The sequence below is a fragment of the Streptomyces sp. NBC_00483 genome (assembly GCF_036013745.1).
In the GTDB taxonomy this organism is placed as follows: domain Bacteria; phylum Actinomycetota; class Actinomycetes; order Streptomycetales; family Streptomycetaceae; genus Streptomyces.
The window spans coordinates 9,785,765-9,812,380 of the sequence record NZ_CP107880.1 but is presented as its reverse complement, the minus strand read 5'-3'; the positions used below and the strand labels follow the sequence as shown (position 1 = coordinate 9,812,380).

The 26,616-nt window shown below is 71.2% G+C and carries 29 protein-coding genes; 14 read left to right on the top strand and 15 right to left on the bottom strand.

Features of this window, described 5'->3' with window-relative positions; translation table 11 throughout:
* Positions 1-8: 8 nt before the first annotated feature.
* Positions 9-578, bottom strand: coding sequence for a hypothetical protein (locus OHA73_RS43880; protein WP_327658225.1), 570 nt, complete (start codon positions 576-578; stop codon positions 9-11).
* A gap of 201 nt (positions 579-779) precedes the next feature.
* Complete coding sequence (locus OHA73_RS43875) at positions 780-1,229, bottom strand: Crp/Fnr family transcriptional regulator (protein WP_266724893.1); 450 nt, start codon at positions 1,227-1,229, stop codon at positions 780-782.
* A gap of 224 nt (positions 1,230-1,453) precedes the next feature.
* Between OHA73_RS43875 and OHA73_RS43870 the strand changes: the two genes are divergently transcribed.
* Positions 1,454-2,578: a D-alanyl-D-alanine carboxypeptidase family protein gene (locus OHA73_RS43870; protein WP_327658224.1), complete on the top strand. Its 1,125-nt coding sequence runs from the start codon at positions 1,454-1,456 to the stop codon at positions 2,576-2,578.
* Entirely contained in the window at positions 2,578-3,225 is a 648-nt protein-coding gene (locus OHA73_RS43865; RefSeq protein ID WP_327658223.1) for a class F sortase, read from the top strand. The genes OHA73_RS43870 and OHA73_RS43865 overlap by 1 nt, the downstream gene beginning before the upstream one ends.
* 33 nt (positions 3,226-3,258) lie before the next feature.
* On the opposite strand, the gene OHA73_RS43860 is transcribed toward OHA73_RS43865, so the two are convergent.
* The gene (locus OHA73_RS43860; protein WP_327658222.1) at positions 3,259-3,618 is read right to left on the bottom strand and encodes an ArsR/SmtB family transcription factor; all 360 of its coding nucleotides are present in this window, start codon (positions 3,616-3,618) and stop codon (positions 3,259-3,261) included.
* Positions 3,619-3,747: 129 nt separating this feature from the next.
* Here OHA73_RS43860 and OHA73_RS43855 point away from each other — a divergent pair, with 129 nt between their 5' ends.
* Complete coding sequence (locus tag OHA73_RS43855; RefSeq protein ID WP_327658221.1) at positions 3,748-5,094, top strand: MFS transporter; 1,347 nt, start codon at positions 3,748-3,750, stop codon at positions 5,092-5,094.
* A gap of 52 nt (positions 5,095-5,146) precedes the next feature.
* On the top strand, positions 5,147-6,373 hold the full coding sequence (locus OHA73_RS43850; RefSeq protein WP_327658220.1) for an aminotransferase class V-fold PLP-dependent enzyme: 1,227 nt from the start codon (positions 5,147-5,149) through the stop codon (positions 6,371-6,373).
* On the opposite strand, the gene OHA73_RS43845 is transcribed toward OHA73_RS43850, so the two are convergent.
* Positions 6,363-7,694 (bottom strand): carboxypeptidase regulatory-like domain-containing protein, encoded by a 1,332-nt coding sequence (locus tag OHA73_RS43845; RefSeq protein ID WP_327658219.1) that lies wholly within the window; start codon positions 7,692-7,694, stop codon positions 6,363-6,365. The genes OHA73_RS43850 and OHA73_RS43845 overlap by 11 nt on opposite strands.
* A 53-nt stretch (positions 7,695-7,747) precedes the next feature.
* Between OHA73_RS43845 and OHA73_RS43840 the strand changes: the two genes are divergently transcribed.
* Positions 7,748-8,302 (top strand): TetR/AcrR family transcriptional regulator, encoded by a 555-nt coding sequence (locus tag OHA73_RS43840; RefSeq protein ID WP_327658218.1) that lies wholly within the window; start codon positions 7,748-7,750, stop codon positions 8,300-8,302.
* A 182-nt stretch (positions 8,303-8,484) separates the two neighbouring features.
* On the opposite strand, the gene OHA73_RS43835 is transcribed toward OHA73_RS43840, so the two are convergent.
* Positions 8,485-8,838, bottom strand: coding sequence for an ANTAR domain-containing protein (locus tag OHA73_RS43835; protein ID WP_327658217.1), 354 nt, complete (start codon positions 8,836-8,838; stop codon positions 8,485-8,487).
* Positions 8,839-8,995: 157 nt separating this feature from the next.
* Positions 8,996-10,453: an MFS transporter gene (locus OHA73_RS43830; RefSeq protein WP_266724878.1), complete on the bottom strand. Its 1,458-nt coding sequence runs from the start codon at positions 10,451-10,453 to the stop codon at positions 8,996-8,998.
* Between the two features lie 192 nt (positions 10,454-10,645).
* Between OHA73_RS43830 and OHA73_RS43825 the strand changes: the two genes are divergently transcribed.
* From OHA73_RS43825 to OHA73_RS43815, 3 genes are all read left to right on the top strand, one after another.
* A complete protein-coding gene (locus OHA73_RS43825; protein ID WP_266724876.1) occupies positions 10,646-11,098 on the top strand; it encodes a MarR family winged helix-turn-helix transcriptional regulator in 453 nt (150 codons plus the stop codon).
* A 124-nt stretch (positions 11,099-11,222) separates the two neighbouring features.
* A complete protein-coding gene (locus OHA73_RS43820; RefSeq protein ID WP_327658216.1) occupies positions 11,223-12,125 on the top strand; it encodes an LLM class F420-dependent oxidoreductase in 903 nt (300 codons plus the stop codon).
* A gap of 100 nt (positions 12,126-12,225) precedes the next feature.
* Positions 12,226-13,212 (top strand): hypothetical protein, encoded by a 987-nt coding sequence (locus tag OHA73_RS43815; RefSeq protein WP_327658215.1) that lies wholly within the window; start codon positions 12,226-12,228, stop codon positions 13,210-13,212.
* Here OHA73_RS43815 and mftF read toward each other — a convergent pair.
* The 6 genes from mftF to mftA form a co-directional block, all read right to left on the bottom strand.
* Positions 13,094-14,611 carry a mycofactocin biosynthesis glycosyltransferase MftF gene (mftF, locus tag OHA73_RS43810; protein WP_327658214.1) on the bottom strand — a complete coding sequence of 506 codons (1,518 nt, stop codon included), beginning with the start codon at positions 14,609-14,611 and terminating at the stop codon, positions 13,094-13,096. The genes OHA73_RS43815 and mftF overlap by 119 nt on opposite strands.
* Positions 14,608-15,339 carry a mycofactocin biosynthesis peptidyl-dipeptidase MftE gene (gene mftE, locus OHA73_RS43805; protein WP_327658213.1) on the bottom strand — a complete coding sequence of 244 codons (732 nt, stop codon included), beginning with the start codon at positions 15,337-15,339 and terminating at the stop codon, positions 14,608-14,610. The genes mftF and mftE overlap by 4 nt, the downstream gene beginning before the upstream one ends.
* A complete protein-coding gene (gene mftD, locus OHA73_RS43800) occupies positions 15,332-16,516 on the bottom strand; it encodes a pre-mycofactocin synthase MftD (protein ID WP_327658212.1) in 1,185 nt (394 codons plus the stop codon). Before mftD ends, mftE begins: the two co-directional genes overlap by 8 nt.
* A gap of 80 nt (positions 16,517-16,596) precedes the next feature.
* Positions 16,597-17,805, bottom strand: coding sequence for a mycofactocin radical SAM maturase (gene mftC, locus OHA73_RS43795; RefSeq protein WP_327658211.1), 1,209 nt, complete (start codon positions 17,803-17,805; stop codon positions 16,597-16,599).
* Complete coding sequence (gene mftB / locus OHA73_RS43790) at positions 17,802-18,137, bottom strand: mycofactocin biosynthesis chaperone MftB (RefSeq protein ID WP_327658210.1); 336 nt, start codon at positions 18,135-18,137, stop codon at positions 17,802-17,804. Before mftB ends, mftC begins: the two co-directional genes overlap by 4 nt.
* Complete coding sequence (gene mftA, locus OHA73_RS43785; RefSeq protein WP_327658209.1) at positions 18,122-18,265, bottom strand: mycofactocin precursor MftA; 144 nt, start codon at positions 18,263-18,265, stop codon at positions 18,122-18,124. Before mftA ends, mftB begins: the two co-directional genes overlap by 16 nt.
* A gap of 142 nt (positions 18,266-18,407) precedes the next feature.
* Here mftA and mftG point away from each other — a divergent pair, with 142 nt between their 5' ends.
* Positions 18,408-19,952, top strand: coding sequence for a mycofactocin dehydrogenase MftG (mftG, locus tag OHA73_RS43780; RefSeq protein WP_327658208.1), 1,545 nt, complete (start codon positions 18,408-18,410; stop codon positions 19,950-19,952).
* Positions 19,953-19,969: 17 nt separating this feature from the next.
* Here the strand turns inward: mftG and mftR are convergent, their stop codons facing one another.
* The 3 genes from mftR to OHA73_RS43765 form a co-directional block, all read right to left on the bottom strand.
* The gene (mftR, locus tag OHA73_RS43775) at positions 19,970-20,593 is read right to left on the bottom strand and encodes a mycofactocin system transcriptional regulator (protein ID WP_327658207.1); all 624 of its coding nucleotides are present in this window, start codon (positions 20,591-20,593) and stop codon (positions 19,970-19,972) included.
* Between the two features lie 87 nt (positions 20,594-20,680).
* Positions 20,681-20,989, bottom strand: coding sequence for a hypothetical protein (locus OHA73_RS43770; protein WP_266724855.1), 309 nt, complete (start codon positions 20,987-20,989; stop codon positions 20,681-20,683).
* A 177-nt stretch (positions 20,990-21,166) separates the two neighbouring features.
* A complete protein-coding gene (locus tag OHA73_RS43765; protein WP_327658206.1) occupies positions 21,167-21,526 on the bottom strand; it encodes a hypothetical protein in 360 nt (119 codons plus the stop codon).
* A gap of 335 nt (positions 21,527-21,861) precedes the next feature.
* On the opposite strand from OHA73_RS43765, the gene OHA73_RS43760 reads away from it, so the two are divergent.
* The 5 genes from OHA73_RS43760 (at position 21,862) to OHA73_RS43740 (ending at position 26,576) form a co-directional block, all read left to right on the top strand.
* Positions 21,862-22,818 (top strand): hypothetical protein, encoded by a 957-nt coding sequence (locus OHA73_RS43760; protein WP_327658205.1) that lies wholly within the window; start codon positions 21,862-21,864, stop codon positions 22,816-22,818.
* Positions 22,819-22,821: 3 nt separating this feature from the next.
* On the top strand, positions 22,822-23,175 hold the full coding sequence (locus OHA73_RS43755; RefSeq protein ID WP_267073298.1) for a hypothetical protein: 354 nt from the start codon (positions 22,822-22,824) through the stop codon (positions 23,173-23,175).
* Between the two features lie 94 nt (positions 23,176-23,269).
* Positions 23,270-25,477, top strand: a complete 2,208-nt coding sequence (locus OHA73_RS43750) for a hypothetical protein (protein ID WP_327658204.1) — start codon at positions 23,270-23,272, stop codon at positions 25,475-25,477.
* 84 nt (positions 25,478-25,561) lie between these two features.
* Positions 25,562-25,777 (top strand): hypothetical protein, encoded by a 216-nt coding sequence (locus tag OHA73_RS43745; protein ID WP_327658203.1) that lies wholly within the window; start codon positions 25,562-25,564, stop codon positions 25,775-25,777.
* Between the two features lie 13 nt (positions 25,778-25,790).
* Positions 25,791-26,576 carry an SDR family NAD(P)-dependent oxidoreductase gene (locus OHA73_RS43740; protein WP_327658202.1) on the top strand — a complete coding sequence of 262 codons (786 nt, stop codon included), beginning with the start codon at positions 25,791-25,793 and terminating at the stop codon, positions 26,574-26,576.
* Positions 26,577-26,616 lie beyond the last annotated feature (40 nt).

Genomic DNA, 26,616 nt, shown 5'->3' with positions numbered 1-26,616 from the left:
CGGGACCTTCAGGCCTCCTGGGCGCGGCGGCGTGCGTAGTGCCCGGCCGCGACCAGCGCGCCGGTGATGAGGACACCGCCCAGGGCGAGTTGCGCGACGCTCAGCGTGCCAAGCGAGCCGCCGTCACCGGCCTTGACCCCGCCCAGTTCGGCGCCGCCGCGCCCCGACACGGTGAGCGTCTGCCGCACCTCGGTGCCGCTCTCGCAAATGACGGTGATGGGGAAGGTGCCGGACCTGGCGCCCGTCGGCACCTTGAACTGGCCCGTGACCGAGCCCTCCTGGGTCGCCGTCTGCAAGGGGAACTCACCGGCCCCGAGACTGTCGGCGTCCCCCGTCGCGGTCAGGTCCTCGCCGCAGGCGCTCGTACTCGCCGTGACGCTCGCTCCCGGCCCCGGGTCGGCAGGCACGAGCTCCAACGTTCCCGACGTGTCGGCCACCGGCGGGCTCTCGGTCCATGACGTGTCCGTGTCCCACGCCGGATCGCTGTCATCGGCCCAGGCCGCGGGGCACATCAGGGCCCCGAAGGCGAATGTGGCCGCGGCGACGGCGGCGGTCGGCCAGGACGCGATGCGGCCCATGCGGATCCTCTCGGCGGGCCCGGCGGACGGACCACGGATGTGCGGGTACTCCGCGACCGATCCCACCGCGTGGACGCGCCCACCGCCTGTCGAGACGTCGAGTCGGGTGACACAGACGCCTCATTCGAACCCACCGGACGCACCTGACCCACCCGTACGCACCCGGCTGCACCGGATACGTCTGCGTACGTCTCGATACGCCTAGATGTGCCCGTGCATCCGATGCGCCTCGACCAGCTTGACCCGCGCCGCCTCCAGCCGGTGCGCCATCACCTCGGCCACCCCGTGCAGCACCGCCACGCCGAGCCTCGGTTCCTGCTCGCACAGCGTGCGTACGGACGCGCCGTCGAACTCGTAGGCCCGCACCGGACTGAACGCCTCCGCGCCGAAGTCCCACGCGTACGGCTCGAAGAGCCAGGACCAGCCCAGCAGATCACCGGGGCCGAGCGGGTCGATGGGCAGCAGGGCGCGGTCGGAGACGCGGACGTCGAGGGTGACCATCCCGGTCCGGATGATCCAGAACCGGTCCGCCCGGTCCCCCTCCTCGAAGATCCGGGTGTCCTGCGCGAACGAGACCTCTTTGGCCAGGGGCATCAACCGGTCCCGGTCCGCGTGCGAGAGCCGGTTCAGGAGTCGTGTCTGGGCCGTCATGGCGGCCACCTCCACCGTCGTGTCATTCCAGCGTACGTACGTCACGTTCGTGGCCCGCCCGGCTCGGCGGGGAGGATCACGGGCGCCCCGATCGGAGCGGCCGTCACCCGAACAGCCTATTTCCGGGTGATATCAAGCGCACCTCGAGCGGGCGTCCCCCGTGTGCGGAGGCCGTATGGCGTACGTGGAGCGCGGGCGGGAGATCCCGGTTCTACGTTTCCGGCATGGCGTCTTTCCTCCGCTTTCGCCCTGCCTTCGGCAGGGCCGCTGTTTCGTGTGGCGTGTGCGCGGCGGTGTCCGCGGGCACGGCAGGACCCGCCGGTGCCGATCCGCCGGTGCCGGACCCGCCCGCGCCACCGTCCGTCTCCGCGCTGTCGTGGGAGGTCATGGACGCGCGCACCGGCGACGTCCTCGCCTCGAAGGCGCCGCACCGCAGGCTGCCGCCCGCGAGCACGCTCAAGACCCTGTTCGCCCTGACCGTGCTGCCGAAGCTGCGCCAGGACGAGGTGCACCGGGCCACGTACAGGGATCTCTCCGATGTCTCCGAGGGCAGCAGCCTCGTCGGGGTCGACGAAGGAAACCGGTACACGGTCGCCGACCTGTGGCGCGGCGTGTTCCTCAGCTCCGGCAACGACGCCGTGCACACGCTCGCCCACATGAACGGCGGCGTCTCCCGCACCGTCGCGCAGATGCAGGCGACCGCCCGCCGGATCGGCGCCCGCGACACCCAGGTCCGCTCCCCCGACGGCTACGACACCCACGGCCAGTTCTCCTCCGCGCACGATCTGGCGCTGATCGCCAAGGAAGGCCTCAAGAACCACGACTTCCGGCGCTACATGGCCACGAAGTCGGCACGCTTCCCAGCGGCCGGCGGCCCGAAGGCGTTCGGCATCGAGAACACCAACCGGCTCCTCGTGGGCTCGCACGGGGTGGAGCCCTATCCGGGCCTGATCGGCGTCAAGAACGGCTACACGACCAAGGCCGGCTGCACCCTGGTCACCGCCGCGACCCACCAGGGACGCACGGTTCTGGTGACCGTCATGAACCCGCAGGACGGCGACTTCAACGCGGTCTACGAGGAGAGCCGCGCGCTGCTCGACTGGGGCGCGGAGGCGGCGCCCCTGCACGCACGGCAGGCGGCGGCGACCCGGCGCCCCTCGGCAACGCAGCAGTTGGCCGTCGCCGCCCCGGCGCCCGCGCCCGCCACGGGGGCCGAGCAGCCCGACGACACCTCGGGCGGGCTCGGCCGACACCTCGGCGCGGCGGCCGGGTTGCTCGCCCTGGCGTGCCTGCCCGTGCTCATCGGCAGGCGGCTGCGCCGGCGACGGCACGCGGCCGGGGGCCGCTGATGCCGGCGATAGCCGAGTCCGCGCCCGCTGTGCAGCGTCGCCGCCCCACGTGGTCCTTCCTCGCGGCGACGCTGCTCGCCGGAGTCCTGCTCGTGCACCACGGGATATCCGGCGACGGGCCGCCGCAGCCCGAACCGGGCGCCGCGAAGCTCGGCACCGACACGCCGCCCGCCGACCCGCTGCCCGCCGCGGCTCCGCAGCGCATCCGCATCCCCGAGATCGGTGTGAACGCGCCGCTGACGCGCGTCGGCCGGGATCCGGAGGGATGGTTGGACGCGCCGCCGCCGGACAAGGCGAACCTGGCGGGCTGGTTCCCGGGAGCGGTCACGCCCGGCGAGCGCGGTACGGCGGTGATCGACGGGCACGTCGACAACGCCGAGGGCCGCGCCGTCTTCTACGGGCTCGGCGCGCTCAAGAAGGGCGAGCACATCGAGATCGACCGCGCCGACGGGAAGACGGCCGTCTTCGAGATCCACGGCATCGACGTCGTCGACAAGAAGCACTTCCCGTCCCGCCGGGTCTACGGCGGCACGGGCCTGCCCGAACTCCGCGTCATCACCTGCGGCGGCACGTACAGCAAGAACAACGGGTACGCGGGGAACGTCGTCCTCTACGGCCTGCTCACCTCGGTCCGCGACCGTACGTGACGCAGTGACACGGCGCCGTACTAGTGGCACCCGCTAGTCGTGCGGGGCCTCTCCGGTCACCCGGTGGTCCGCGTGGCTCAGCGCCTCCGTCACCAGGCGCCGCAGGTGCCCGTCGGCGAGGCGGTAGTACATGTGCCGGCCTTCACGGCGCGCTTCGACGAGGCCCGCGAGGCGCAGCTTCGCCAGGTGCTGGCTGACGGCCGTGCGCGAGGCCGCGACGCGGTCGGCGAGCGATCCCACGTCCGACTCCTCCAGGGCGAGCAGCCACAGCACGTGCAGCCGGGTCGCGTCCGACAGCAGGGCGAACACCCGCGTCGCCTCGGCGAGTCGGGCGGCGTCGGGCTCGCGCGGGTGCGCGACGGCCGCGGTGGGGGTCGGATCGCTTGCGGGCATGGCCCCAGCCTAGATGCCAGGCCATGAAGCCCTTGTGCGAACCGCACACCGAACGGCAACATACTCGTCATGTGCGCAGGTGCGCACATGACGAGTGGTCTGTCGACGCAGCCTTCGGGAGGGGCCCGCATGCTCACGGTTCTTCGCCACCGCACGTACCGCCGTCTGTTCGGCGCCCAGGTCGTCGCACTCGTCGGCACCGGTCTCGCCACCGTGGCCCTCGGGCTCCTGGCGTACGACATCGCGGGGGCGGACGCGGGCGCCGTGCTCGGCACCGCGCTGGCGATCAAGATGACGGCGTACGTGCTGGTGGCCCCGCTGGTGGGGGCGTTCGCGGAGCGCCTGCCGCGGCGCGCGGTGATGGTGGGCTCCGACCTGCTGCGGGCGGCCGTGGCCCTGATGCTGCCGTTCGTGGACCAGGTGTGGCAAGTCTACGTCCTGGTGTTCGTGCTGCAGTCCGCCTCGGCCGTCTTCACGCCCACCTTCCAGGCGCTGATCCCGGACGTGCTGCCCGACGAACACGACTACACGCGCGCGTTGTCGCTCGCCCGGCTCGCGTACGACATGGAGAGCCTGTTCAGTCCGGCGCTCGCCGCGGCGCTGCTGTCCGTCCTCTCGTACCACCGCCTGTTCATGGGAACGGTCGTGGGCTTCCTCGTCTCGGCCGCGCTCGTGGTCTCGACGGCGCTGCCCGCTCGCGCACCCGCGCCTGCGCGCGCGAGTGGCGTGTTCGCCAAGGCGACGGCCGGCACTCGCCTCTTCCTCGCGCTCCCCCAGCTGCGGGGGCTGCTGGCGCTGAACCTGGCCGTGGCGGCGGCAAGCGCGATGGTGACCGTCAACTCAGTCGTCTACGTAAGGGACTTCCTGGGTCTGTCGTCGGGCGCGGTGCCGGTGGCGCTCGGGGCGTACGGGGCCGGGTCGATGGCGGTGGCGCTCGTGGTGCCGCGGCTGCTGGAGCGGGTCGGCGAGCGGGCGGTGATGGTGCGCGGGGCACTGGCGCTGGGTGGCGTGTTCGCCTCCGTAGGTGTCATCACGGCAGCGCACTCCGGGAGTTGGCGGGTGCCCGCGCTGCTCGCCGCCTGGGCAGCGTTCGGTGGCGCGTGCTCCATGGTGCTCACGCCGACGGGCCGGCTGGTCCGGCGGGCCGCGCCGGAGCGGGAACGTACGGCGGCGTTCGCCGCGCAGTTCTCCCTGTCGCATGCGTGCTGGCTGCTCACGTATCCGCTGGCGGGGTGGTTGGGCGCGCGGGCCGGGCTCGGTGCGGCCGTGGTCGGGCTCGCGGTGGTGGCGGTGGGCGCGGGGGTCGCGGCGGCGCGGTTGTGGCCTGTGGGCGTGGACGGCTCGGTCCCGGAGGTGGAGCACGAGCACGTGGGGCTCGCCGCGGACCATCCGCATGTGCACGACGCCGTACGGGTCTCGGGCGGTTGGCGGCACAGCCATCGGCGGTTCGGCGACGCGCTGCACGCGACCCGCTGAGCCGCCGAGCCGGTCGCCGGGCACGCGGCATCGACCAGGCACCATGCTGCTCATGGGACTTCACGAACACCAGGGGCTTCACGAACAGCAGGGGCTTCACGAACAGCGAGAGCTTCGTGAGCAGCAAGGGCTTCACGAGCGTTACGGGCTGACGCGGTTGATCAACGCCCGGGGGCCGTTCACCCCGGCCGGTGTCTCGCGCAGTGACGAGCGGGTCGGGCGCGCGGTCGCGGACGCGCTGTCCGGCTTCTTCGTCATGGACGAGTTGCACGATCTCGCCGACCGCACCCTCGCACGCGCCACGGGGGCGGAGGCCGGAACAGTCGTGCACTGCACGTCGTCGGCGATCACGCTGTCGGTCGCGGCCGCGATGACGGGCGAATCGGCGGAGCGGATCGCCGCGCTGCCGGACACGGGCGGGCTGCCCGCACGCGTGGTGCTGCCCGCGGGGCACGCGGTCGACTACGGGCATCCGCTGGTTCAGGACATCCGCCTCGCGGGCGGGACACCGGTCCTGTCTGGTTCCGATTCCGCCTGCACGCTGGAGGAGTTGGAGAAGGACCTCGCCCATCCCGGCACCGCATGTCTCGTACTGGTGTCGTCGCGGCTCACGCGCGGGGCGCGCATTCCTCTCGCCGAAGCCGTCGCGGCGGCGCACCGGCGCGGGGTCCCCGCGATCATCGACGGGGCCGCGCAGGACTTCCGGATCGGTGAACTCCTGGACACCGGGGCCGATCTCGTCCTCGTCAGCGGTCAGAAGTACCTGGGCGGCCCGACCGCCGGTCTGGTGCTCGGCCGCGCCGCGGCCGTCCGGGCGGTGCGGGCGCAGGGCAAGGGAATCGGCCGGGCCATGAAGGCGAGCAAGGAGGCGATCGTCGGCACGCTCGCCGCGCTGGAGGCACGGCAGGAGCTGGACGTGTCCGCGTGGCAGCGGCGCCAGGAGGACAAGGTCGCACGCTTCGCCGCCCGCGCGGGCACGCTGCCGGGCCTCACCGCCCACCCCGTCCCCGACCCGACCGGCCTGCCGTTCCCGCGCGCGGCGCTGCGGGTCGACGCGACACGGGCCGGGCCCGACGCGCCGGCCCTCGCGGACGCGCTCAAGGCCGGGGACCCGCAGATCTGGCTCTACACGGACCGCCAGGACGAGGGTGAGCTGGCCCTGGAACTCGTACCGCTGTCGGACGAGGAGGTCGACGTGGTGCTGAGCACTCTCACCGAGATCGTTGCCGGAGGAGCCGGAGGAGCCGGAGGAGCCGGAGCGGTTAGCCTCAGCGGCTGACCAGAGCGCCCTCCCGCGCCCGCAGCGTGAAGTCCGCGGTGGCCGGGGCCCCTTGACGTACGAGGATGCGCTGCGCCTCGGGGTGTCTGCCGGGGGCCGACGCCACCAGGCTGAGGTGGTCCTCGGGCAGGTCCGCCACCGCGTACCGGCCCCGGGCGTCGGTGAACGTGGAGACCAGCTGACGTCCGCGGCCGTCGAGTACGACGACGGCGGCGCCCCGCAGCGGCTCATGAGCGGCATCGACGACCACGCCGGTCAGCGTGGGGACCGGTTCGCCGAAGTGGTGGCGCTGGGCGGGCAGCGCGGTGGGCACGGGGGTCTCGGCTGCGGGATCGTCGACCGGGGCGACCTCGTCCCCTGCCGCGCGCCGGTGCCGCGCATGGTCGAGGGCGAGCAGGGCCAGGCCCGCCACGATCCAGCCGCACAGGACGAGCAGCGGCTTCAAGACCCCGGCCCCGTCGAAGTACAGCACTCCGCGCAGCGCGTCGACGGCGTTGGCGAGCGGCATCACGGCGTGCACGCCCTGGAAGAACTCCGGCAGCAGTGGGGCGGCCACCGCTCCCCCGCTGGTCGGGATCGACATCACGATGAACAGCGTCATGCCGACCGCGGGCAGGAACTGCCGGGTGAACGGCGCGAGTCCGGAGGCGACCGTGGCGACCGCCGTGCTGAGGAGGAAGGCGACGCCGAGGACCGCCGGGTGGGCGTCGAAGTAGCCGAGCCCGACGCCCGCCCCGTATCCGACGAGGCTGAACACGGCGGCGACGGCGGCGATGGCCAGGAGCTTGCGGCGCCGGTCGAGGGCGACGGCGCGCAGCAGGGTCGTGGCGAGGATGTACGCGGGGATGTTCCAGGCGATGGCGAAGTACAGCACCGTCGAGCCGAGCAGATCCTTCTGCGCGGTGGGCGCGACGTCGCGGACCGTGGGGGCGCCGCCCTTGAGCCCGCTGAACGCGCCGGTGAGCGTCTGTTCCAGGGAGGCGCCGTTGCCCTTGGCGACGTAGAGGACGGGGCGGTCCCCGGTGACGTATCCGGCGTAGGCGTCCCGGTCGAGGACCGCCTGGCGGGCCTCGCGGGCGGTGTCCACGGGGGTCACGTCGAAGCCGTCGGGGTATCGCGCGCGCAGCTCGTCCTCGACCCGGTCCGCCGAACCCGCCACCACCACCTCGACGTGGTGCGGCTTCGGGGCGTGCAGGGCCGGGGCGAAGAAGCAGAGGATGCCGAGGAAGAGGACGGCGGGGAACCAGGCCGCCTCGGCGAAGGCCTTGATCGCGACGGCCCGCGGCCGCTCGTACTTGTACCGATCGGAACAGGAATCCATGATGAATGGACGATACATGTACCTTCCGGTACGTTCAACGGGTGCCCCGAACCGTGAACACCGAGAAACGCGCCGAACTGCTCGGCCAGGTGGTGGAGTACGTGCAGCGGCACGGACTCGCGCACCTGTCGCTCGCCCCGCTCGCCGTGGAGATCGGCACGACGAAGCGGATGCTGCTCTACTACTTCGGCAGCCGCGAGCACCTCATCGCGCGCGCCCTCGCCGCGAGCCGGCCCGACGCCCACGCGCTGTTCGACCCGGTCGAGGACGTCGACGCGCTGCGCGGCTCGGCCCGCGCCCTGTGGCAGGCGATCACGGTGGGCGAGCAGGCCGGTCCGATCCGGATACTGCTCCAGCTGCTGAGCCTCGCCGCGACCGATCCGGAGCAGTACGGCGAGCTCGCCCGCGAGACCGTCGCCTTCATGGTCGACCCGATCGCGGACGCGTACGCCCGCCTCGGCCACCCGGAGCCGGCGGCGAGCGAGCGCGCGACGCTGCTCGTGTCCGGGCTGCGCGGGCTGTGCCAGGACCGGCTGGTGACGGGTGATGCGGCCCGCACGGACGCGGCGGCCCGACGCCTCATCGAGGCGGCCCTGTCACCCGCGTGACGGATCCCGGTGACCGACCGGTCCAGCCCGCGTGAAGATTCCGGGCACGTTTGCGTTAGTGAGCGTTCCTGCGTGTTACTCCGAGGGGCAGAGCGGTCATTCGTGGCCGTGGCGGGTTCGGCAGTGAGCCCGCACCCGCTTCTCGGCAGGAGCCTGTCGGCCCGGGCCGGGGAGCGGGGCTTTCAGCCCGGTTCCGTCGCCACCGGATCCGCTGCCTCCCGGCGCTGAGCGAGTTGCCGCTCCAGCTCGGCGCGGATCACCGGGTCGAGCTCCTGGGTGCGCGGCCAGGCGATCAGCCGGCGGGCGACCAGGCGGAGCCCCGTGTTGGTACGCATGGAGATCTCGCGCAGCACGTCCCACGCCTCCGCGGGCCGGATCCCGCCCACCGCGATCACGACCCCGATGGCCTGGTCGATCACGGCGTGCGAGGTCACGGCCTCCTTCAACTGCTCGACCTGCTCCTCGAGTTCGGCGGATGCGGACCGCTCTGCCCTCTCGCAGGCAGCGTCCGCTGCGCGTCGGCGAGCCGGGAGCATCACGGTGCACCTCCAAGTGCCGTGCCTGGCAAGGGAATTCGAGTGTCCTTGTACCACTCCTGCCCGGCCCCTCGCACGACAACCGTCCCGTCGCGTATGCGTGGGGCAGATGCCGGGACGGCCCTCTGCGCGGGCCGCCCCTCACTCGCGGACGGCCTCAGGTGCGGGCCGGGGCCTGGTCGCCCTCGGTCGGCTGCGCTGCGACGGACTGGTCCGCACCCTCCTTGCGCAGCGCCGGGATGAGCGTCGCGACAGCGGCGGAGACCAGGGCGACACCACAGCCGATCATCAACCCGGTACGGAATCCGCCCTCGGAGGCGAGCGTGTAGCCGCCCATGGACATGGTCATCTGCGCGAGGACCACACCGATCACGGCAGAACCGATGGTCGTACCGAGCGAGCGCATCAGGGTGTTGAAGCCGTTGGCCGCGGCCGTCTCGGAGAGCGGCACCGAGCCCATGATAAGCGCGGGCATCGCGCCGTAGGCAAGGGCGACACCACTGTTGATCACGACTCCGGCGACCATGATGCCCCAGGCCGTCCCCATGAGCGGCAGCGCGACCCCGTATCCGACGGCGATCACGAGTGCGCCGCTGATGAGCGCGGTCTTCGGACCGCGCGCGTTGATCAGCTTTCCGCCGAGCGGCGAGATGAGCATCATCATGACGCCGCCGGGCGCCATCCACAGGCCGGCGGCCAGCATCGACTGGCCCAGGCCGTACCCGGTGGCCTCGGGGAACTGCAGGACCTGCGGCGCGATCAGCATGAACGAGTACATGCCGACGCCGATGAGGATGGAGGCGGCGTTGGTGAACAGCACGCGCGGGCGGGCGGTGGTCCGCAGGTCGACCAGCGGGTCACGCGTGCGCAACTCGTAGAAGCCCCATACGAGAAGCGCCACGGCGGCGACACCGAAGAGCCCCAACGTGGCGCCCGAGGACCAGCCCCAGTCGGCGCCCTTGGAGATCGCGAGCAGCAGCGAGACAAGACCGATGGCCAGGCCGATCGCGCCGGGAGCGTCGAAGCGCTGCCCCTTGGCGGCCGCCGGAACGTCCGGCACGATCAGGAAGATCATGACGCCGATGATCGCGGCGAGCCCGGCGGCACCCCAGAACAGCACGCGCCAGTTCGCGTACTGCGCGACCGCGGCGGCGATCGGCAGGCCTATCGCGCCGCCGATTCCCATGGAGGCACTGACCAGGGCGATGGAACCGCTGAGCTTCTCGGTGGGCACGACATCCCGCAGCAGGGCGATACCGAGCGGCACCATGCCCATACCCATCCCCTGCAGCCCGCGCCCGACGATCATCGGCACGACGGACGACGAGAGGGCGCACACCACCGAGCCGATGAACAGCGGCACGGCGCAGACGAGCATCATGCGGCGCTTGCCGATCAGGTCACCGAGGCGGCCGGAAACGGGCACGCACACACCCGAGACGAGCAGGGTGACCGTGATCACCCACGCCGCGTTCGAGGCGGACGTGTCCAGGATCCGGGGCAGTTCGGCGATGAGCGGGGTCACCAGCGTCTGCATGATCGCGGCGACGGTTCCGGCGAGCGCGAGGGTGGCGACGACGGCGCCCGCCCGGCTGCCCGACTGGGGCGCATCCATGAAGGACTCCTCAATCTCTTCAAACTCTTCAGCATGTGCAACGATGTGCATCGTACACACGATATGCATCGCACATACTCCATGCATGACACACATACCTGACGGCGCGGCACACAAGCGGGAAAGGAGTCCGGACGGCGCGCATGTCCTGCGACGCCCTGCGATACGGTCGACCTGGGAGGAAGCACGTACATGGACAAGCCATCGCACCTGGTCGAGTTCGAGCACATGGTGCTCGGCCGGCATCAACTCGGCAGCGAGAAGCGGCGCCGCGAGGCCGAACGCATGGAGCGCAGCGCCTACATCCTGCTGAGCCGGATCCGGGTCCAGGGCCCGATGTCGATCGGGCAGCTCAGCGAGGCGCTGCTGCTCGACGCATCCACGCTCAACCGGCAGACGGCGAGCGCGATGCGAGCCGGCCTCCTGGAGCGGATCCCCGATCCCGACGGCGGCATGGCACGCAAGTTCCGGCTCACCGAAGAGGGCGAGCGGCGGCTCGACCACGAGCGCGCGACCCACATCCAGGAACTGGACAAGGTCTTCGAGGACTGGCCGGCCGACGACGTGGAGACCTTCGCCCACTACCTGCAGCGCTTCAACACCAGCATCGAACGGCTCAGCGGTCAGCCCTGGCCGCGCTCCTGAACCACCACAGGACAGTCACCAAGGCTCTTGCGTTTTTCGGCGCGCATCGGTACGCCCCTGGACAGGCCCCGCCAACGGGGGCCGTACGGGCGGCAGTTCCGCACAGAACCGGAGGATGCGTGACATGCGATTCCTGTTTCACTACCCGGAGGCGCACGGGCCGGATGCCGACATGCTGGACGCCGGCCCTCTGACCGAAGTGGCCCGCGCTGCCGAGCAGTTCGGCTTCTCCGGGCTCTCCTTCAGCGAGCACCCTGCCCCCGGCGCGCGGTGGCTGAACCACGGCGGGCACCAGACGCTCGACCCCTTTGTGGCACTCTCCCACGCGTCAGCGGTCACCAGCCGACTGCGGCTCCTCACTTATCTGGCCGTCGCCCCGTACCGCAATCCACTGCTGCTGGCCAAGCAGGCGGCCACGCTCGACCGGCTCTCCGGCGGGCGGCTGATCCTGGGTCTCGGCGCCGGGTACCTGAAGGGCGAGTTCCACGCCCTGGGCGTCGACTTCGAGGAGCGCAACACGCTGTTCGACGAGGTGCTCGACGTGCTGCCGCTGCACTGGAGCGGCGAGCCGTTCAGCTACGCGGGTCGGCACTTCAATGTCCGCGACGTGCAGGCCCTGCCCCGGCCTGCGCAGCGGCCCATACCCCTGTGGATCGGCGGCAACTCACGGCTGACCCGGCGCCGGGTCGCGGAGCGGGCGCAGGGCTGGATGCCGATGTCCGGCGGCCCCGAACTGAGCACCACCGCCCGCACCCCGACGCTGGGCCCACTGCCCGAACTGGCGGGCGCGATAGCGGAGGTGCGCGACGCCACGGCCACGGCCGGGCGCGGTGCCGACGTCGACGTACTGCACTCGTACCGCGATGACGCCCTCACCGATCCGACTCTGGACGCGGACCGGCACCGGGAGTTGTTCGCCGCTCTGGAGAAGGCCGGGGTGACGTGGACGGCCGTCTCATGCCCCAACCGGTCGGCAGCGGCGACGCTGGAGTTCCTGGAGGCGTTCGGGACGACGTACGCGGGTTGATGTCCGGGCATCGGGAACCTCACACGTCCCACGAGGCGTCCTGATCCCCGTATCCACAGAACCACGCGACCGCGGTACCGCACGGAGGTAGGGCCCGACCATGGAAAACGACGTCAGGCCCTACCGGGGCACGCTGTACCGCTTCACCCTCTGGGTGTCACTGGCCACCGCCGTACTCGGGTTCGCGATCCTCGCCGGCGCGTTCGCGGCGGCGTGGGACGGCTTCGAACACGTCCGGGAGTACGCGGACCGCAATATAGCCAACGAGGACTCCTACTACGCGTACGCGGACGAGAACCTGGACCCCATGCAGGCCGTCGGCGCCGTGGCGGCGCCGGTGTTCCTCCTGCTGGCGCTGGTCGTCGTCTCCGTGCTCCACAGCGCGTACGCGGTCGGCAGTTCCCATGCCCGGCGCGACGGCGGGCCGCTGTCCGTCGGCGAGTTGTGGCGGCGCACGCGTCCACGCCTGTTCGCTGCCGTCGTGGCCAACTTCCTGACCGGCATCTTCGTGGCCGTCGTGGTGTGGGCGGGCCTGTTCCTGTTCACCCTGGTCGACGCACACGAGGTGCCCGGCGTCGAACCCACGCCCATAGGTGAGACCGCGTCCTGGCAGTACACCCTGGTGGGTTGGGTGCTGCCGATCGTCATCTGGTCCCTCGGCCCGCTGGTCTGGTTCCGGCTGTCCGGTGCCACGGCCGAGACGGTGCTGGAGCGCCGCAACCCGTTCGCGGCGGTGTACCGCTCCTGGGTGCTGACCCGTCGCGCCCGTCGGCGCACGTTCGGCCTGGGCCTGCTGTCGTGTGCGGCGGCCGTGCTCGCCTACGTAGTGGTCGTGTACGCGGCCGGTCCCCTGAACCACTACGCCGGGCTCGGCATGCTGTGGCTCAACGACGACAACGTGTGGATGACCGGCGTACTGATGATCATCTTCCCCACCGCGGTGGCCCTGCTCCTGCTGCCGCCGCTGGTCATGCCGCTGGTGTGCGCCGGAGTCGCGCGTCTCCACGGGGACATGCGCGCTCGGGAGGAAGCGGGGAGCGGGGACGGGCGGCTGCCCGCACGATCCGAGGGCGCAACGCAGCCGTAGAGCGGCCCTTGAGCGCCGACAGCCACACCCCGGAGCCGTACGCGACATCGTCGAGGCGACGCGCGACGGCGTAGCGGACGGGGTCGAGGCGGGTGGGCTCGGGGCCGCGTCCGAGGGTTTCCAGGGCGACGTCCGTGACCGCCGCGACGGCCGTGGCCCGGCGCAGGCGGCGCGAGACCAGGCAGCCCACGACGGTCAGCGGCCACCAGTGGCGGGTGAGCAGCGCCGTGCCCTGGGTGAGCGACGCGAGCGAGCCGAGGGCCGTGAGACGGGCCGCGTGCGACAGGGGGTGTTCGATGCCCTTCAACTTCTGGGCGTTGCGGACGGTGGCGACGGCCGCGAGTCCGCCCGCCACCGGCAGCGACCAGCGGCGCTGCGCGAGCAGGGCGACGAGCATGGCGGCGCTCCACGGCGCGAGGATCGCCGGGGCGATGTTGTCCGGGTGGCGGCGGGCCAAGGGGTGCGCGCCGGTGCCGTAGACGGCCTTGCGGTGGAACCAGTCGGCGAGTTCCACCCGGTGTTCGTGCGCGGCCTGCACGGCGGGCTCGTAGCGGATGCGTCCGCCGTCCGCTGCCAGCCGCCAGCACAGGTCGACGTCCTCCCCCACGCGCATCCCGGCGTCGAAGCCGTCGGCCTTGGTGAGCGCGTCGGTGCGGGCGAGCATGCAGGCGCTGGGGACCCAGGAGACGGGGGTGCCGGTGCGCACGGCGGCCGGGTGGCGGCCCAGATCGAGGGAGGAGCGGGTGCTCTCGTAGCGGCCCAGCCAGCGCTCCGCGCCGGGGCCCGGCAGTGCGGTGATCCGGGGCACGGCGAGCACGACGGCCGGGTCGGCGAAGTGGCGCAGCAGGACGTCGACTGTGTCTTTGGCGAGGACGATGTCCGAGTCGACGAACACCACGTACGGCGTGGTGACTTCGCGCAGTCCCGCGTTGCGGGCGCCGGCCGGACCGAGGTTGTCGGCGAGCGGGAGCACGCGCGCGTGGTGGCGCCCGGCTACTGCGGCGACGGGGGCCGGTTCGTGGGAGGCGTCGTCGACGACGGTCACCGGGGCGTCGGTCGTGGTGGCACGGATACTCGCGAGCGCGCGGTCGAGCTGGTCGGGGCGGTCGCGTATGGGGATGACGTACGTGACCGTGCCGTTCGGGTCGCTCGGCTCGCTCGGTGGTAGTTCGCTGACCACCGGGTGGGCGAGGCCGGTGGCGAGCAGCCGGTCAGCGAGGACTGCGCCCGCCCGGTCGCGTACACGCAGGGTGCGCCCGGTCAGGAGTGCACGGGCGCGTGGTGTCAGCCGCAGCAGCCGTGTCGGGTGGCCGCCGAGCAGCGCGCGCCCTCCGTCGAGGACGCGGGTGTGCCGGTCGAGCCCGATGACGTATCCGTGCGGGAGGGGCATGCCGCTCATGCGGCTCCTTGCGGTACGGCGGTCACGAGCCGGCCTCGTGGGTCGGCGCGGCCCGCGGTGACGAGGCGGACGGCGTGAGACACCATCGCCTCGACCAGCGCCCGCCCCTCCTCGGCGGTGGCGCCGGTCGGATCGCCCAGGACGCCGTTCGGGGACACGCCGCATACCCCGTGGGTCATGAGGTGGGGCAGGAGTTCGGTCAGTGGGCGGGTGTCGCCGGGAGCCGCCTCCGAGAGCCGTACGTCGCCCGGGGCGAGGTGCAGCATGACGGAGGTCTCGGTGCGGCCGGCGTGGGCGTCGCCGCCGGGCGGAGCGCAGCCGAGCCAGGCCACGTCGTGGCCTTCGTAACGGAGTTGGGCGCAGGCCGCGTCGAGGGTGGTGACGTTGCCGCCGTGGCCGTTGAGGAGGACGACGCGGCCCGCCCACAGGGACAGGGACCGCACTGTCTCGACGAGGACCGCGTGCAGCGCCTCGTGGCCGATGGAGAGAGTGCCGGGAAAACCGGCGTGTTCACCGCTCGCGCCGTACGCGAAGGTGGGCGCCAAGACCACACCCTGGTACGGGAGTTGGCGCGCCACGCGGCGCGCCACTGCTTCGGCGATCGTGCTGTCCGTGTGGAACGGCAGGTGCGGGCCGTGCTGTTCGGTGGAGCCGACGGGGACCAGGACCAGTGCGCGCTCCGGCACCGTGGGCCAGGTCGCGCGCGCCAGCTCCACCGGTTCAGGCACGCGGGACCCCGATGGTGCGGGTGAAGCCGTCCGGGATGGCCAGGTCGTCCGGGCCCAGTTCGTCGACGGAGGCGTGTCCGAGGCCGAGGACCGCGGAGTCGAGGCCGCCGCGCAGGATGTCCAGGACGTTCTCCACGCCCGCCTGCCCGTTGGCGGCGAGGCCCCACAGGTAGGCGCGGCCGATGAGGACGGCTCGGGCGCCGAGCGCGAGGGCCTTGGCGACGTCGCCGCCGCGCCGCACGCCACCGTCGAGGAGTACCTCGATGTCGTCGCCGACCGCCTCGGCGATGGACGGCAGGAGGCGGATGGTGGCGGGTGTGGTGTCGAGGTTGTTGCCGCCGTGGTTGGAGACCGAGATGGCGGTGACTCCGGCGTCGACGGCCCGCTTGGCGTCGTCGACCCTGCTGACGCCCTTGAGCAGGAACGGGCCGCCCCACTCCTTGCGCATCCACTCCACGTCGTCCCAGGTGGGCGGGGCGGTCTGCATCCACTCGCCGTAGGCGCCGAAGAAGGTCGGGGCCTGCCCGCCGGGGGCCCGGAGGTTGGGGGTGGTCAGGTCGGGGATGCGGCGGGACCTGGCGAACGCGAGGAGCCAGCGCGGGTGCGGCAGCACGTCGGGGGCGAACTTCACGGCCGTACGCAGGTCGATGCGCTCCGGGATCGGCGGGCTGCCCCAGTCCCGGCCGTTGGAGAACGACCAGTCCAGGGTGGCGATGAGCGCCTTGGCGCCGGCCGCCCTGGCGCGCTCCATGCGCTGCGTCATGGAGTCGCGGCTGCCCATCCAGTACATCTGGTAGAAGGTGTTCGGGTTGGCCTCGGCGACCTCTTCCACGGACCGGCTCGCGAACGAGCTGAGCCCCATGATCACGCCTCGGTTGGCGGCGGCGCAGGCCACGGCCACCTCGCCGTCGGGGTGGACGGCCTGCACACCGGTCGGCGAGATCAGCACGGGGAACGCGGACTCGACGCCGAGGACGGTGGTCGTCAGGTTCCGTTCGGCGTGGTGGCCCACCACCCTTGGGGCGAAGCCGAGTTCGGCGAACGCGCCGATGTTGTCACCGATGGTGCGGCCGCGTTCCGAGCCGGCGACCAGGGCGCCGTAAACACTGCTCGGCAGGTACTTCTTGGCGCGCCGCTGGGCCTCGGCGACCGTTTCGAACCATGGGTTTCTTGCCATGGGGCGGATTGCTCCTCGTCGGGTGACCGCGTCGTCAGGTGGCGGCCGGGCTGAGTACTGCTACAGGGTTCTGAGTCCTGCTACTGGGTTCTCAGTCCTGCTACTGGGTTCTCGTCGCAGTCCGACACGGGCGGCCGCCGTGTGAGCGGCACGACGACGGGGCCGGTGCGGTGGGAGTGGTCTCCGGACGGCTTCGGGATCGTGGCACCGTCCCGGGCGCGCTCCGCGAGGAGTTGCTCCCCGTACCCCTGGACGCACTCCGGGTCGGGGCCGTCCAGCGGCAGGCCGGTGAAGAACTTCGCGGCCATGCAGCCGCCCTTGCAGGTGTCGTAGAACGTGCAGGACGCGCAGGCCCCGCCCTGCTGCGGCTCGCGCAGCCGGAGGAAGAGGTCCGACTCCCGCCACACACCGGCGAAGCCGCCCGCCTCGCGCACACTCCCCGCGAGGAACTCGTCGTGGATGGCGAACGGGCAGGCGTACACGTCCCCTACGGGGTCGATGAGACAGACGACGCGGCCCGCTCCGCACAGGTTCAGGCCCGACAGCGCCTCTCCGTAGGCGGACAGGTGGAAGAACGAGTCGCCGGTGAGGACCTCGCCGGCGTGCGCCACCAGCCAGTCGTAGAGCTGGCGTTGCTGGGCGGGCAGCGGGTGCAGCTCGTCCCACACGTCGGCGCCGCGCCCGGAGGGGCGAAGGCGGGTGAGGCGGAGTTGGGCGCCGTACTCGTCGGCGAGCGCCTTGAAGTCGTCCATCTGCGGGATGTTGTGGCGGGTGCAGACGACGGAGAGCTTGAAGTTCTTCATGCCAGCGTCGGACAGATTGCGCATCGCGCGCAGGGCCGTGTCGTACGAACTCGCCCCGCGCACTGCGTCGTTGACGTCGGGCGTGGCTCCGTCGAGGGAGATCTGTACGTCGATGTAGTCGTTGGCGGCGAGGCGCCGGGCGACCTCCGGCGTGATGCGCACGCCGTTCGTGGAGAACTTGACGCCGACGTGGTGGGCGGTGGCGTAGTCGAGCAGCTCGAAGAAGTCGGGGCGCACGGTCGGCTCGCCGCCGCCGATGTTGACGTAGAAGACCTGCATGGCCTCCAGCTCGTCGATGACGGCCTTGGCCTCGGCGGTGGACAGCTCGCGAGGGTCGCGGCGGCCGGAGCTGGACAGGCAGTGGGTGCAGGACAGATTGCAGGCGTAGGTGAGTTCCCAGGTGAGGCAGATCGGCGCGTCGAGACCGTACTCGAACAGGTCCACCAGGCGTTCACCGGGCTTGGCGGCCACGGGAGTTGAGGTCACGGTGTCGGGCTCCTTTCGACCAGCATCGACGAGCGGGCCAGGACGGCGAGGGCGCGTGCGTACCGGGCCGTGTCCGCGTCACCGGCGCCGGCGCTCGCGCAGGCGGCGCGTGCGGTGGCGGACGTCGACAGCGCCTGGACGACGGCGAGCAGTCCCCGGTCCTTGAGGAAGGACAGTTTGCGCGTGCCGAAGTGGTACAGCAGCGCGCCGAAGGGTTCGGGCCTGACCGACACCTGGGGGTGCACGTCCCAGGCGCGGTCCAGGTCGAACGTGGAGGAGGCGGGGGAGGCGGCCGGGACGGGGGCGGCGGGCACGATCAGTACACGCCGCACATGCCGTCGATCGACACCTCTTCGACCAGGTCGTCGGCCTCGATGAGGGGTTCGTCGGTCGAAGAGGCGGAGGCGGTGGAGGCGGCGGGCGCCTCGGGGGCAGCGGTGGCTTCGAGCTGCTCGTTCATGCGGAACTCCCTGATACCGATGGGTGGTTGAGGGTGTGCGCGAACGGGTTCGAGAGTATTGGCATGCGATGCCAAAAGAAAGGGTGCGGGTACCGCCGAGGGTCTTGCGCGCCGGCGTCGCGGCGGGATTGGATCCGGTCCCATGGGTCCGATCGCGTCCGCTCGCCCCGATGTGCTGGTCGTCGGTGCCGGCGGCGCGGGTGCCGTGCTGGCGGCGCGACTGAGCGAGGACGTCGGCCGGAACGTGCTGCTGGTGGAGGCCGGTCCGGTGCCTGCGGCATTCGATCCGGATTTGCTGGACGCACGCCTCGTACCGGGCGCCCGGCCCGACCATCCCGCCACCCGCTCCCATGCCGTACGGCTCACTCCGCAGCGGCCGTGGTCGGTGCCGCGCGGACGGGTGCTGGGCGGCTCCACCACGGTCAACGGCGGGTACTTCGTCCGGGCCCGGCGCGAGGACTTCACCCGGTGGGCCGGGGCCGGGAATCCCGCCTGGGCGTACGAACGGGTGCTGCCATTGCTGCGCGCCCTGGAGGACGATCTCGACTTCGGCCGCGGCGAGGTGCACGGGGTCGGTGGGCCGATACCCGTCACGCGCGGACAGCCGACCCGCCCCGCCGCCGTGGCCTTCCGCGAGGCCGCCCGGGGACTGGGTTTCGCCTCCGAGCCCGACAAGAACGACCAGGGCCCGCCCGGCTTCGGGCCCGTGCCGTCGAACTCCGTCGACGGCGTGCGCTGGAACACCGGGCTCGCCTACCTGCCGACGCCGGTGCAGGACCGGCCCAACCTCACCGTGCTGGGCGATTGTTCGGTACGGCGGGTGGTGGTCGAGCGCGGGCGCGCCACGGGGGTCGAGGTCGAGCGCGACGGGGCGCGGGAGACACTCGACGCCGGTTGCGTGGTGCTGTGCGCGGGCGCGCTCGTCACGCCCCACCTACTTCTGCTCTCCGGGATCGGCCCGCGCGCTGATCTCGAACGGGCCGGGGTTCCCGTCGTCCGCGACGCGCCCGCGGTCGGCGCCCGCCTCTCCGACCATCCGCAACTGCTCCTGGACTGGCAGCCGCGCGACGACCTCGGCCCGCCCGCCACCGGCTGGCTCGGCGACTGTCTGCACCTCAACTCCCCCGGCGGGCCACCGGGTTGCCCGGGCGACATCGAGATCCTCCAGTCACTGGTCCCGATGGCCGGGCTCGTCGGCGGGACCGCCCGGGTGCCTGGTGCTCCGCACTCGTTCCTCGCCTCCGTCCAGACGCCGCGCCCCACCGGCCGGCTCCGGCTGCTCTCCGCCGATCCGGAGGTCCCGCCCGCCATCGACTACGACTATCTGCGCGACGGCGAAGTCCTGCGCCGCCTGCGCGCGGCTGTCCGCGTCACGGCCGAGCTCCTGGACACCACGCCCTTCACCGAGGTCTCCGACGGCGGTCTGCTCGCTCCCGGCTACGAAGCGCTCCGCGAAGACCGCGCGCTAGATGCATGGATCCGCGACCACCTCGGCACGGCCCAACACACCTGTGGAACCGTCCCGATGGGCCCCGCCGTCGACCAGTACGGGCGTGTGCACGGGATACGCGGGCTGCGGGTCGCGGACACGTCCATACTGCCGGACACACCGCACCGTGGCCCGGCCGCGACCGCCGTGCTGATCGGTGAGCTGATCGCCGACGCGATGCGGCGCGAGCTGCCCTGAGGCGCCGACCACGCGGCTCAAGCCCCGCCGAGCCCGTCCTCGAGGCGCCGGATCGCCGTGTCGAGCAGCTCGCTCAACTCCGCGTCCGGCACCGCGAGCCAGTGCTCGTACGCCGTGACCGCCGCGGCCAGGAGCGTGTGACCGAAGAGCCGAGGAACCGCGTCGGACGCGGCGAGGCCGAGGCGCCGGGCCGCGAAGTCCGTCACGATCGCGCGCCATGACCTGTACCGCAGAGTGGCGTCGGCCTGGAGGGTGGGCACGGTCAGGATCAGCTGCATGCGCTGCCGGTGCCAGGGCACGACGGTGGCGTCGAACCGGTTGAAGTCTACGACGGCCACGCGCAGCGCCGTCATGATCGGAACACTCGGACCGGTGGCGTTCAACAGATCGCGGAACCCGACGAGTTGCTGTTCGAAGTCGCCCCACACCAGGTCGTTCTTCGACGCGAAGTAGCGGAAGAAGGTCCGCCGCGCGATGCCCGCCGCGGCCGCGATGTCATCGACGGTCGTCGCGTCGAAGCCCTGCCGGGCGAAGAGTTCGAAGCCGATCCGTTCGAGGTCGGGCCGGGTCGTGGCACGCGGTCGGCCGCCCTTGGGCGCACGGACGACCGGTTCGACCGTGCTGCTCGTCGGCGACTCCACATCCACTCCTTCGTATAGGGTCCCGGCCCGCGTGCGAGGAAGCCGTGGACGCGTGCAACTGAACCACCGCCACTGCCCCGACGGCCGTCAGACCGCCATGCCGTACACGATGGTGAAGACGGTGCCGAGCGAGCCGATGATGAACACTCCGGTGAGCCCGGCGATGATCAGGCCTTTACCTTGTTCGGCGCTGAACGTGTCGCGCAGCGCGGTCGCACCGATCCGCTGCTTCGCGGCGCCCCAGATCGCGACGCCGAGGCAGAGCAGGATCGCGACGGCCATGACGACCTGGATCATCGTCTTCGCCTCGCTGCCCAGGGCGCCGAACGGGCCCCAGTCGGGGGCGATGCCCCCGATGATCGTGGTGATGTCGCCCTTCTCTGCGGCGAGCAGCATGTCGAATCCTCCGTGGGGTGCTTGCGGTCACCCACCGCTGGCGGGCAGGTCCTGCTCCCCATGGTGTCCTCCATGGTGCGATTTCGGGGCCTGTTCCACGCTACGACGCCAAGCCGGCCGGGTGCGGTCCCCGGGTCTCACAGCACGTGGATCGCGCGGGCGACGAGTTCGCTGCCGCTACCCAGTTGGTCGCTGCGGCGGGCGATGGTGCCGCTGCCTTCGCACACGCCGCGTCATGACCAGACCCGGGATGCCGAGGGCCAGCAGGACCGGGATCGCGGCGGCGATCCCGAACCAGAGGAAGAGGGCGAGATAGCCGTAGGAAGCGTTGTCCCCGTCCGCATCCGCCTTGGTCAGGAACACGAGGCTGACCACGAACGCCACCACCATGAGGCCCGCCAGGACGATCGCCAGCCAGAGAAGGACACCGGCCCACCGCCGGTAACCGACGCCGAGCTGCGGGACTTGGGGAGGCCCGTACCCGCTGGGCGGGCCGGGCACCGGTGCCGGGTGATGAGACGGCCACTGATCGGACATGGGCCCAGTTCTACTGTGCGCGTTCCCGAAATACCACCCGCACCGGACGGGCCCCGATCACGGTCCAGCGGGTGCGCAGGCGCATGCCGGCGGCCCGCCACCCGGTCCAGTGGAATGCTCTTCTTCCGGATATCCGGTCGCGATAGGGAACATGGCGTATTGATCCGCTGCAAGTGCCGTAGCTGTTGGCCGAATGACCCCGGCAGTCCTTTGGTCGGCGTTGACGCTTGCTGCGACGCGAGATATACCCCTAGTCATTCCCACCCGAACAGCACGATGATCGGCTTCCCACCGAGCCAGGGAGCCCGGCGGGAACTCGACACAAACAGGTGTCATTGCCCTGCAACCAGTGTCGCGAAAAAACGGGGGACGGAAACATGCTGCGCATCACGGCCGACATATTCTCTGGCCGACCCAATCCGGTGGCCGACGTCACCGACGAGAGCGAAGTACAGGCGCTGCTCCGCGAGGTGGACGGCATCAGGAACCTGTTCATCAGCGACCCGCCCGCCACGGGCGAGCTCGGAGTACGAGGATTCTCGATCGAACCGCTCAACGACGAGATCGGAAGCGATTTCGGCGCCGAACCGAGGCTGTACCTGCCCGTCGGGCCGCAGGCACGCGGTGGCCGTGCGGCCGAGATCGGCGAGCGGCTCGTGACGTTGATGGAGCGCGGGCAGGCCGCCGCGTCCCGTGAACCCGCACAGCCGCTGGACTCGACCCTGCGCGAGTACCTGATCCCGCAGCTGTCGTCCGCCACCCGGCTCAGCGTCATGGACGCGGCCACGACGACGGAGGCGGAGCCCGGTCCTGAAGAGACCACTCCGGCAGCCACCTGCACCATTGAGCTCGGAGCGTTCAACCCGGGATTCTGGAACAACGACTCCACCGTCCGGCTCAACAACAATTGCTACAACTACGCGAGCAACTGGCGGACCAATACGTTCGCCCAGCCGGGCCGTGGTTGCGGCAGCATGTACAAAGCCATCAGCACTGCCGAAATGACGCGTGCGTCCCTGTGCGACGGAATGCACCACCGGTTCAACTGCTTCCCGGACACCGAAAAGCCGCGCTACTTGGTCGCGTTGGTCATCGCACCCGGAATCGACTTCCACTGGTACCGCAAGCAGAAGGAAGGGTTCTGGGGCCACAAGCCCGGCGGCACGGCCGCCCGGAACACGGACAACAGCAACAACGTCATATTCAACCCGGAGACCGCGAACCGAGGTCCGTACACGGTATTTTGCGGCTACTTCTACGGCTGTAATTCGCAACGCCAAAGGATCAGGTAGCGGGTGGACGTCGAGATCGATCTCTACAGCGGGCGGCGCAATCCGGTGTTCGGCCTCGCGCCGGACACCGGGGACGCCCTGGTGGCCCGGATCGCCGCCCTGCCACCGGCTCCTCCCGGGGCCGCGCCGCTTCAGGACCTCGGTTACCGAGGGTTTCGCATCAGTGGCGGCGGCCCGGCGGCCGAGTTCACCGAGATCGTGGTGTCCGGTGGTGTGGTCGTCGTCCGGGACCGCGGCGGCACGGAGCGGCAGCTCCACGATGAGGGGCGCTCGGTGGAACGCTCGCTGGCCGACCTCGCCGCCCCCCGTGTGCATCCGGACGACATGGTGCTGCTGCGCCGGGAGTTGAACGGCTGACCGGCGCCGCGGCGCCCGGACCACAACCCGGACCACGCCCACCGGCCCCACTGCATTTCCAGCATTTCCCAGGCAGAACGAAGGACTTGACGTCATGTCATCACAGAGCGGGGACCCGACAACCGGATCGGCCGACTTCTTCGAATCGAGCGGCCAGGAGCAGGAAGAAGCCGCGGAACAGGCCGTCACGGAACCCACCATGACCAGCGGCTCCGAAGAACTGCCGGCGTCGGCACAGCACGACACCTCGGAAACACAGGAGGGCGCGACGGCCGCCGTCGCCCGGTACCGCCCGGCAAGTGGCCGGTACCGCAGCAGCGGCGGCGGCTTCCAGCTCGAACTGCGCGTCGACGTCGACAGCACGCGCAGCGGGTCCAAGGTCCTGCGCAGGGTCAGCGGCGACTTCTTCACCACGACCGGTGGGACGACCGCGTACTTCGGGTCGTTCACCGTGCACGGTCCGACCGTCACGTGGTCGGCGACGCAGGTCGTGATCAAGGGGCTCGGCAGCTACACCTGGCAGGCCGGAGCCCCGGTCGTGCGGGTCACGATCCCGCGGCGCCTGGTCGGGCAGCCGCCTGCCGCCGCCACCGTGCAGTTCTTCACGGTGGCCGGCCAAGCAGGCGCGAGCTACCTCTGCCCGTACATCTCCCCGTACTTCCGCGCCCTCACGTGGGAACAGGACTCGGTGACCGGCAAGATACCGTTCCTCGCCTACAACACCGGTTCGCTGCCGCGGCCACCGGGCAGTCCCGCCCGCTCGCTGAGCGTTCCCGGGGCGTACGCCGAGGCCGGTATCCAGCTCCTGGTGTCGGGCGCCGCGAATGTCGTCGCCGACAGCCCCTCGGGCTGGAGCGACTCCGAGCTGCACGGCGCCATGCAGACCAACTTCAGCCAGTGGCGGAACGTCCCACAGTGGAAGGCATGGCTCTTCGTGGCCGGCGCCTACGAGGGCCTGACGGGCGTGCGCGGCATCATGTTCGACGCCGCCGACTCCTTCCAGCGGCAGGGCTGCGCGGTCTTCTACGACCTGATCAAGGGCGCCGACCCCGAGACGCAGCGCGCCCAGCTCCGTACGTACGTGCACGAGCTCGGGCACTCCTTCAACCTGCTGCACTCCTGGCAGAAGAACCTGGCCCGGCCGCCGGCCCCGCTCGGCCCCAAGGGCGGCTTCGGCGATCTGTCGTGGATGAACTATCCGCAGAACTACCAGTCCTCGTCCGGCCCGACCGGGACCGCCGCGTACTGGAGCGACTTCCCGTTCCAGTTCACCGACAACGAGCTGATCCATCTGCGGCACGGCTACTACCGCAACGTCATCATGGGCGCCAACGCGTTCGCGACCGGTGCCGCCGACATCGAGCCCGAACTCTTCGACGAGCCGCTCGCCGACGAATCGGGTCTCCGTCTCGGTCTGCGGGGCGCCAAGAGTGGCTTCGCGTTCGGTGAACCGGTCGTCGTGGAGCTGAAGTTGGAGACGACCGACCTGCGCGGCCGCTCCACCCACGGTCACCTCCACCCGGACGACGAGCTCGTCAACATCGCCATCCGGCCGCCCTCCGGCCGCACCGTCCTGTACCGACCGCTGCGGCTGCGGTGCGTCGACCAGGACGAGACCGTGCGCCTGGACACCAACCGCCCGGCGATCTACTCCAGCGCCTACATCGGCTACGGCGGCGACGGGCACTACTTCCAGCAGCCGGGCACCTACCAGTTGCGCGCCTCCTACCAGGCCTCCGACGGCTCACGAATCGTCTCGCCGGTGCTGCGCCTCGTCGTACGCCACCCGGTCACCGCCGCCGACTCCGAGCTCGCCGAGCTGATGATGGGCGAGGAGCAGGGCAAACTGCTCGTGCTGCGCGGCTCCGACTCACCGTCGCTGCGCACCGGCAACGAGGCGCTCCAAGAGGTCATCGAGCGGCACGCCAACCACCCCTTCGCGGTGTACGCGCGGCTTGCGAAGGGACTCAACGCGGAGCACGAGTTCAAGAGCCTGAAGGCCGACAAGACCGGCCTCACGGTACGTGCTCCGGACACCAAGTCCGCGATCGAGCAACTCACTCCGGTCGTGAAGGCCTCCCAGCAGGGCAAGGGCGTAGACAACCTCACCCTGAACCTGGCGACCCGCAGGCTGGCGCGCGCGTATGCCCGCCAGGGCGATGTGGAGGAGGCCGGCACGATCCTCGACCGCATGGTGCGGCACTTCGACACCTCGGCGTTCAACCCGCATGTCGTGGAGGCGGTTCGCGCGCAGGCCGACTCCACCAAGGCCAAGCTGATCTCGGACTTCGGTCCTTCCTGAGCCACCAGCGCGGGCCGCTCACGGTTGTCGTCCACCCGTGAGCGGCCCGCGCACCGCTGTGGGACAGAACAGAAGGAACCCGTCGTGCTCGATCTCGTGCTGTACGGGCCCGGGGATCCGCTCGTCGGGCCGCTGCGGTCGCAGGATCTACGGCGACTTGCGCCGGGTGAATCCTTCGACCCCACGACTGGAGCGGGCTGCGCGTGGTCCGGGCCCTTCAACTCTTCGGCGGTTACGGCTATATACGCGAGTACCAGCGAGGTCATGAAGGTGATCATCGCGAAGTCGCTGCACCTGTGAGGGAGTTGACGAGTTGACGGACGACGACAACCAGGACTTCGGTGGCCGCAAGGGCGCCGCACTCGTCGCGGGCGGCACCGGCGGCATCGGCGCGGCCACCGTGCGCATGCTGGCCCGGCGCGGCAGCGCGGTGCTGTTCACGTACCGCTCGAACGAGACGTCCGCCGAGGCCCTCACCGCCGAACTCCGCGCGGAGGGCGCCCAGGTGGAGTCCGTCCGGGCGGACCTGACGGACGAGGACGAGGCCGCTTCGGCGATCCGCTCGGCGGTGGACCGGTTCGGCGCGCTGCACACGCTCGTCTACGCGGCGGGCCCGCACGTCCCGATGGTGCACCTGAGCAAGGTCCCACCGTCCCAGTACCGCCACCAGCTCCACGCCGACACCCTGGCCTTCTACAACCTGATCCACCCGGCACTCGACGCCCTCCGCGCGTCCGCCGGCAGCGTCGTCGCGGTCACCACCGCGGCCACCCACCGCTACCCCGTCCGCGACGGCCTGTCCTCGGGCACGAAGGGCGCGGTCGAGGCGGTGGTCCGCGCCCTCGCGGCCGAGGAGGGCCGCTACGGGGTGCGCTTCAACTGCGTGGGCCCCGGCATGCTCACGGACGGCATCGCCGCCCGCCTCATCGAGAACGGCGAACTCGACGACGCCGCCCTCCAGGTGACCCGCCGCAACATCCCCCTGCGCCGCTTTGGCACCGCGCAGGACATCGCGGAGGCGGTGACCTTCCTGGCCTCGGACCGGGCCGGATTCATCACGGGCCAGCACCTGGCGGTGGACGGCGGCTACACGGTCTGAAACCCGGATGCGCCACCCCACGCACCGACCGCATACTCTC

What these genes read in the sequence shown, in the direction of transcription:
- mftA (WP_327658209.1), bottom strand. Translation starts at nt 18,265, where the DNA reads ATGAACGAGCAGCTCGAAGCCACCGCTGCCCCCGAGGCGCCCGCCGCC.
- mftD (WP_327658212.1), bottom strand. Translation starts at nt 16,516, where the DNA reads ATGGCAAGAAACCCATGGTTCGAAACGGTCGCCGAGGCCCAGCGGCGC.
- OHA73_RS43770 (WP_266724855.1), bottom strand. Translation starts at nt 20,989, where the DNA reads ATGCTGCTCGCCGCAGAGAAGGGCGACATCACCACGATCATCGGGGGC.
- OHA73_RS43850 (WP_327658220.1), top strand. Translation starts at nt 5,147, where the DNA reads ATGGGACTTCACGAACACCAGGGGCTTCACGAACAGCAGGGGCTTCAC.
- OHA73_RS43875 (WP_266724893.1), bottom strand. Translation starts at nt 1,229, where the DNA reads ATGACGGCCCAGACACGACTCCTGAACCGGCTCTCGCACGCGGACCGG.
- OHA73_RS43880 (WP_327658225.1), bottom strand. Translation starts at nt 578, where the DNA reads ATGGGCCGCATCGCGTCCTGGCCGACCGCCGCCGTCGCCGCGGCCACA.
- OHA73_RS43750 (WP_327658204.1), top strand. Translation starts at nt 23,270, where the DNA reads ATGTCATCACAGAGCGGGGACCCGACAACCGGATCGGCCGACTTCTTC.
- mftF (WP_327658214.1), bottom strand. Translation starts at nt 14,611, where the DNA reads ATGAGCGGCATGCCCCTCCCGCACGGATACGTCATCGGGCTCGACCGG.
- OHA73_RS43830 (WP_266724878.1), bottom strand. Translation starts at nt 10,453, where the DNA reads ATGGATGCGCCCCAGTCGGGCAGCCGGGCGGGCGCCGTCGTCGCCACC.
- OHA73_RS43855 (WP_327658221.1), top strand. Translation starts at nt 3,748, where the DNA reads ATGCTCACGGTTCTTCGCCACCGCACGTACCGCCGTCTGTTCGGCGCC.
- OHA73_RS43870 (WP_327658224.1), top strand. Translation starts at nt 1,454, where the DNA reads ATGGCGTCTTTCCTCCGCTTTCGCCCTGCCTTCGGCAGGGCCGCTGTT.
- OHA73_RS43835 (WP_327658217.1), bottom strand. Translation starts at nt 8,838, where the DNA reads ATGCTCCCGGCTCGCCGACGCGCAGCGGACGCTGCCTGCGAGAGGGCA.
- OHA73_RS43860 (WP_327658222.1), bottom strand. Translation starts at nt 3,618, where the DNA reads ATGCCCGCAAGCGATCCGACCCCCACCGCGGCCGTCGCGCACCCGCGC.
- OHA73_RS43845 (WP_327658219.1), bottom strand. Translation starts at nt 7,694, where the DNA reads ATGGATTCCTGTTCCGATCGGTACAAGTACGAGCGGCCGCGGGCCGTC.
- OHA73_RS43825 (WP_266724876.1), top strand. Translation starts at nt 10,646, where the DNA reads ATGGACAAGCCATCGCACCTGGTCGAGTTCGAGCACATGGTGCTCGGC.
- OHA73_RS43815 (WP_327658215.1), top strand. Translation starts at nt 12,226, where the DNA reads ATGGAAAACGACGTCAGGCCCTACCGGGGCACGCTGTACCGCTTCACC.
- OHA73_RS43765 (WP_327658206.1), bottom strand. Translation starts at nt 21,526, where the DNA reads ATGTCCGATCAGTGGCCGTCTCATCACCCGGCACCGGTGCCCGGCCCG.
- OHA73_RS43865 (WP_327658223.1), top strand. Translation starts at nt 2,578, where the DNA reads ATGCCGGCGATAGCCGAGTCCGCGCCCGCTGTGCAGCGTCGCCGCCCC.
- mftG (WP_327658208.1), top strand. Translation starts at nt 18,408, where the DNA reads ATGGGTCCGATCGCGTCCGCTCGCCCCGATGTGCTGGTCGTCGGTGCC.
- OHA73_RS43820 (WP_327658216.1), top strand. Translation starts at nt 11,223, where the DNA reads ATGCGATTCCTGTTTCACTACCCGGAGGCGCACGGGCCGGATGCCGAC.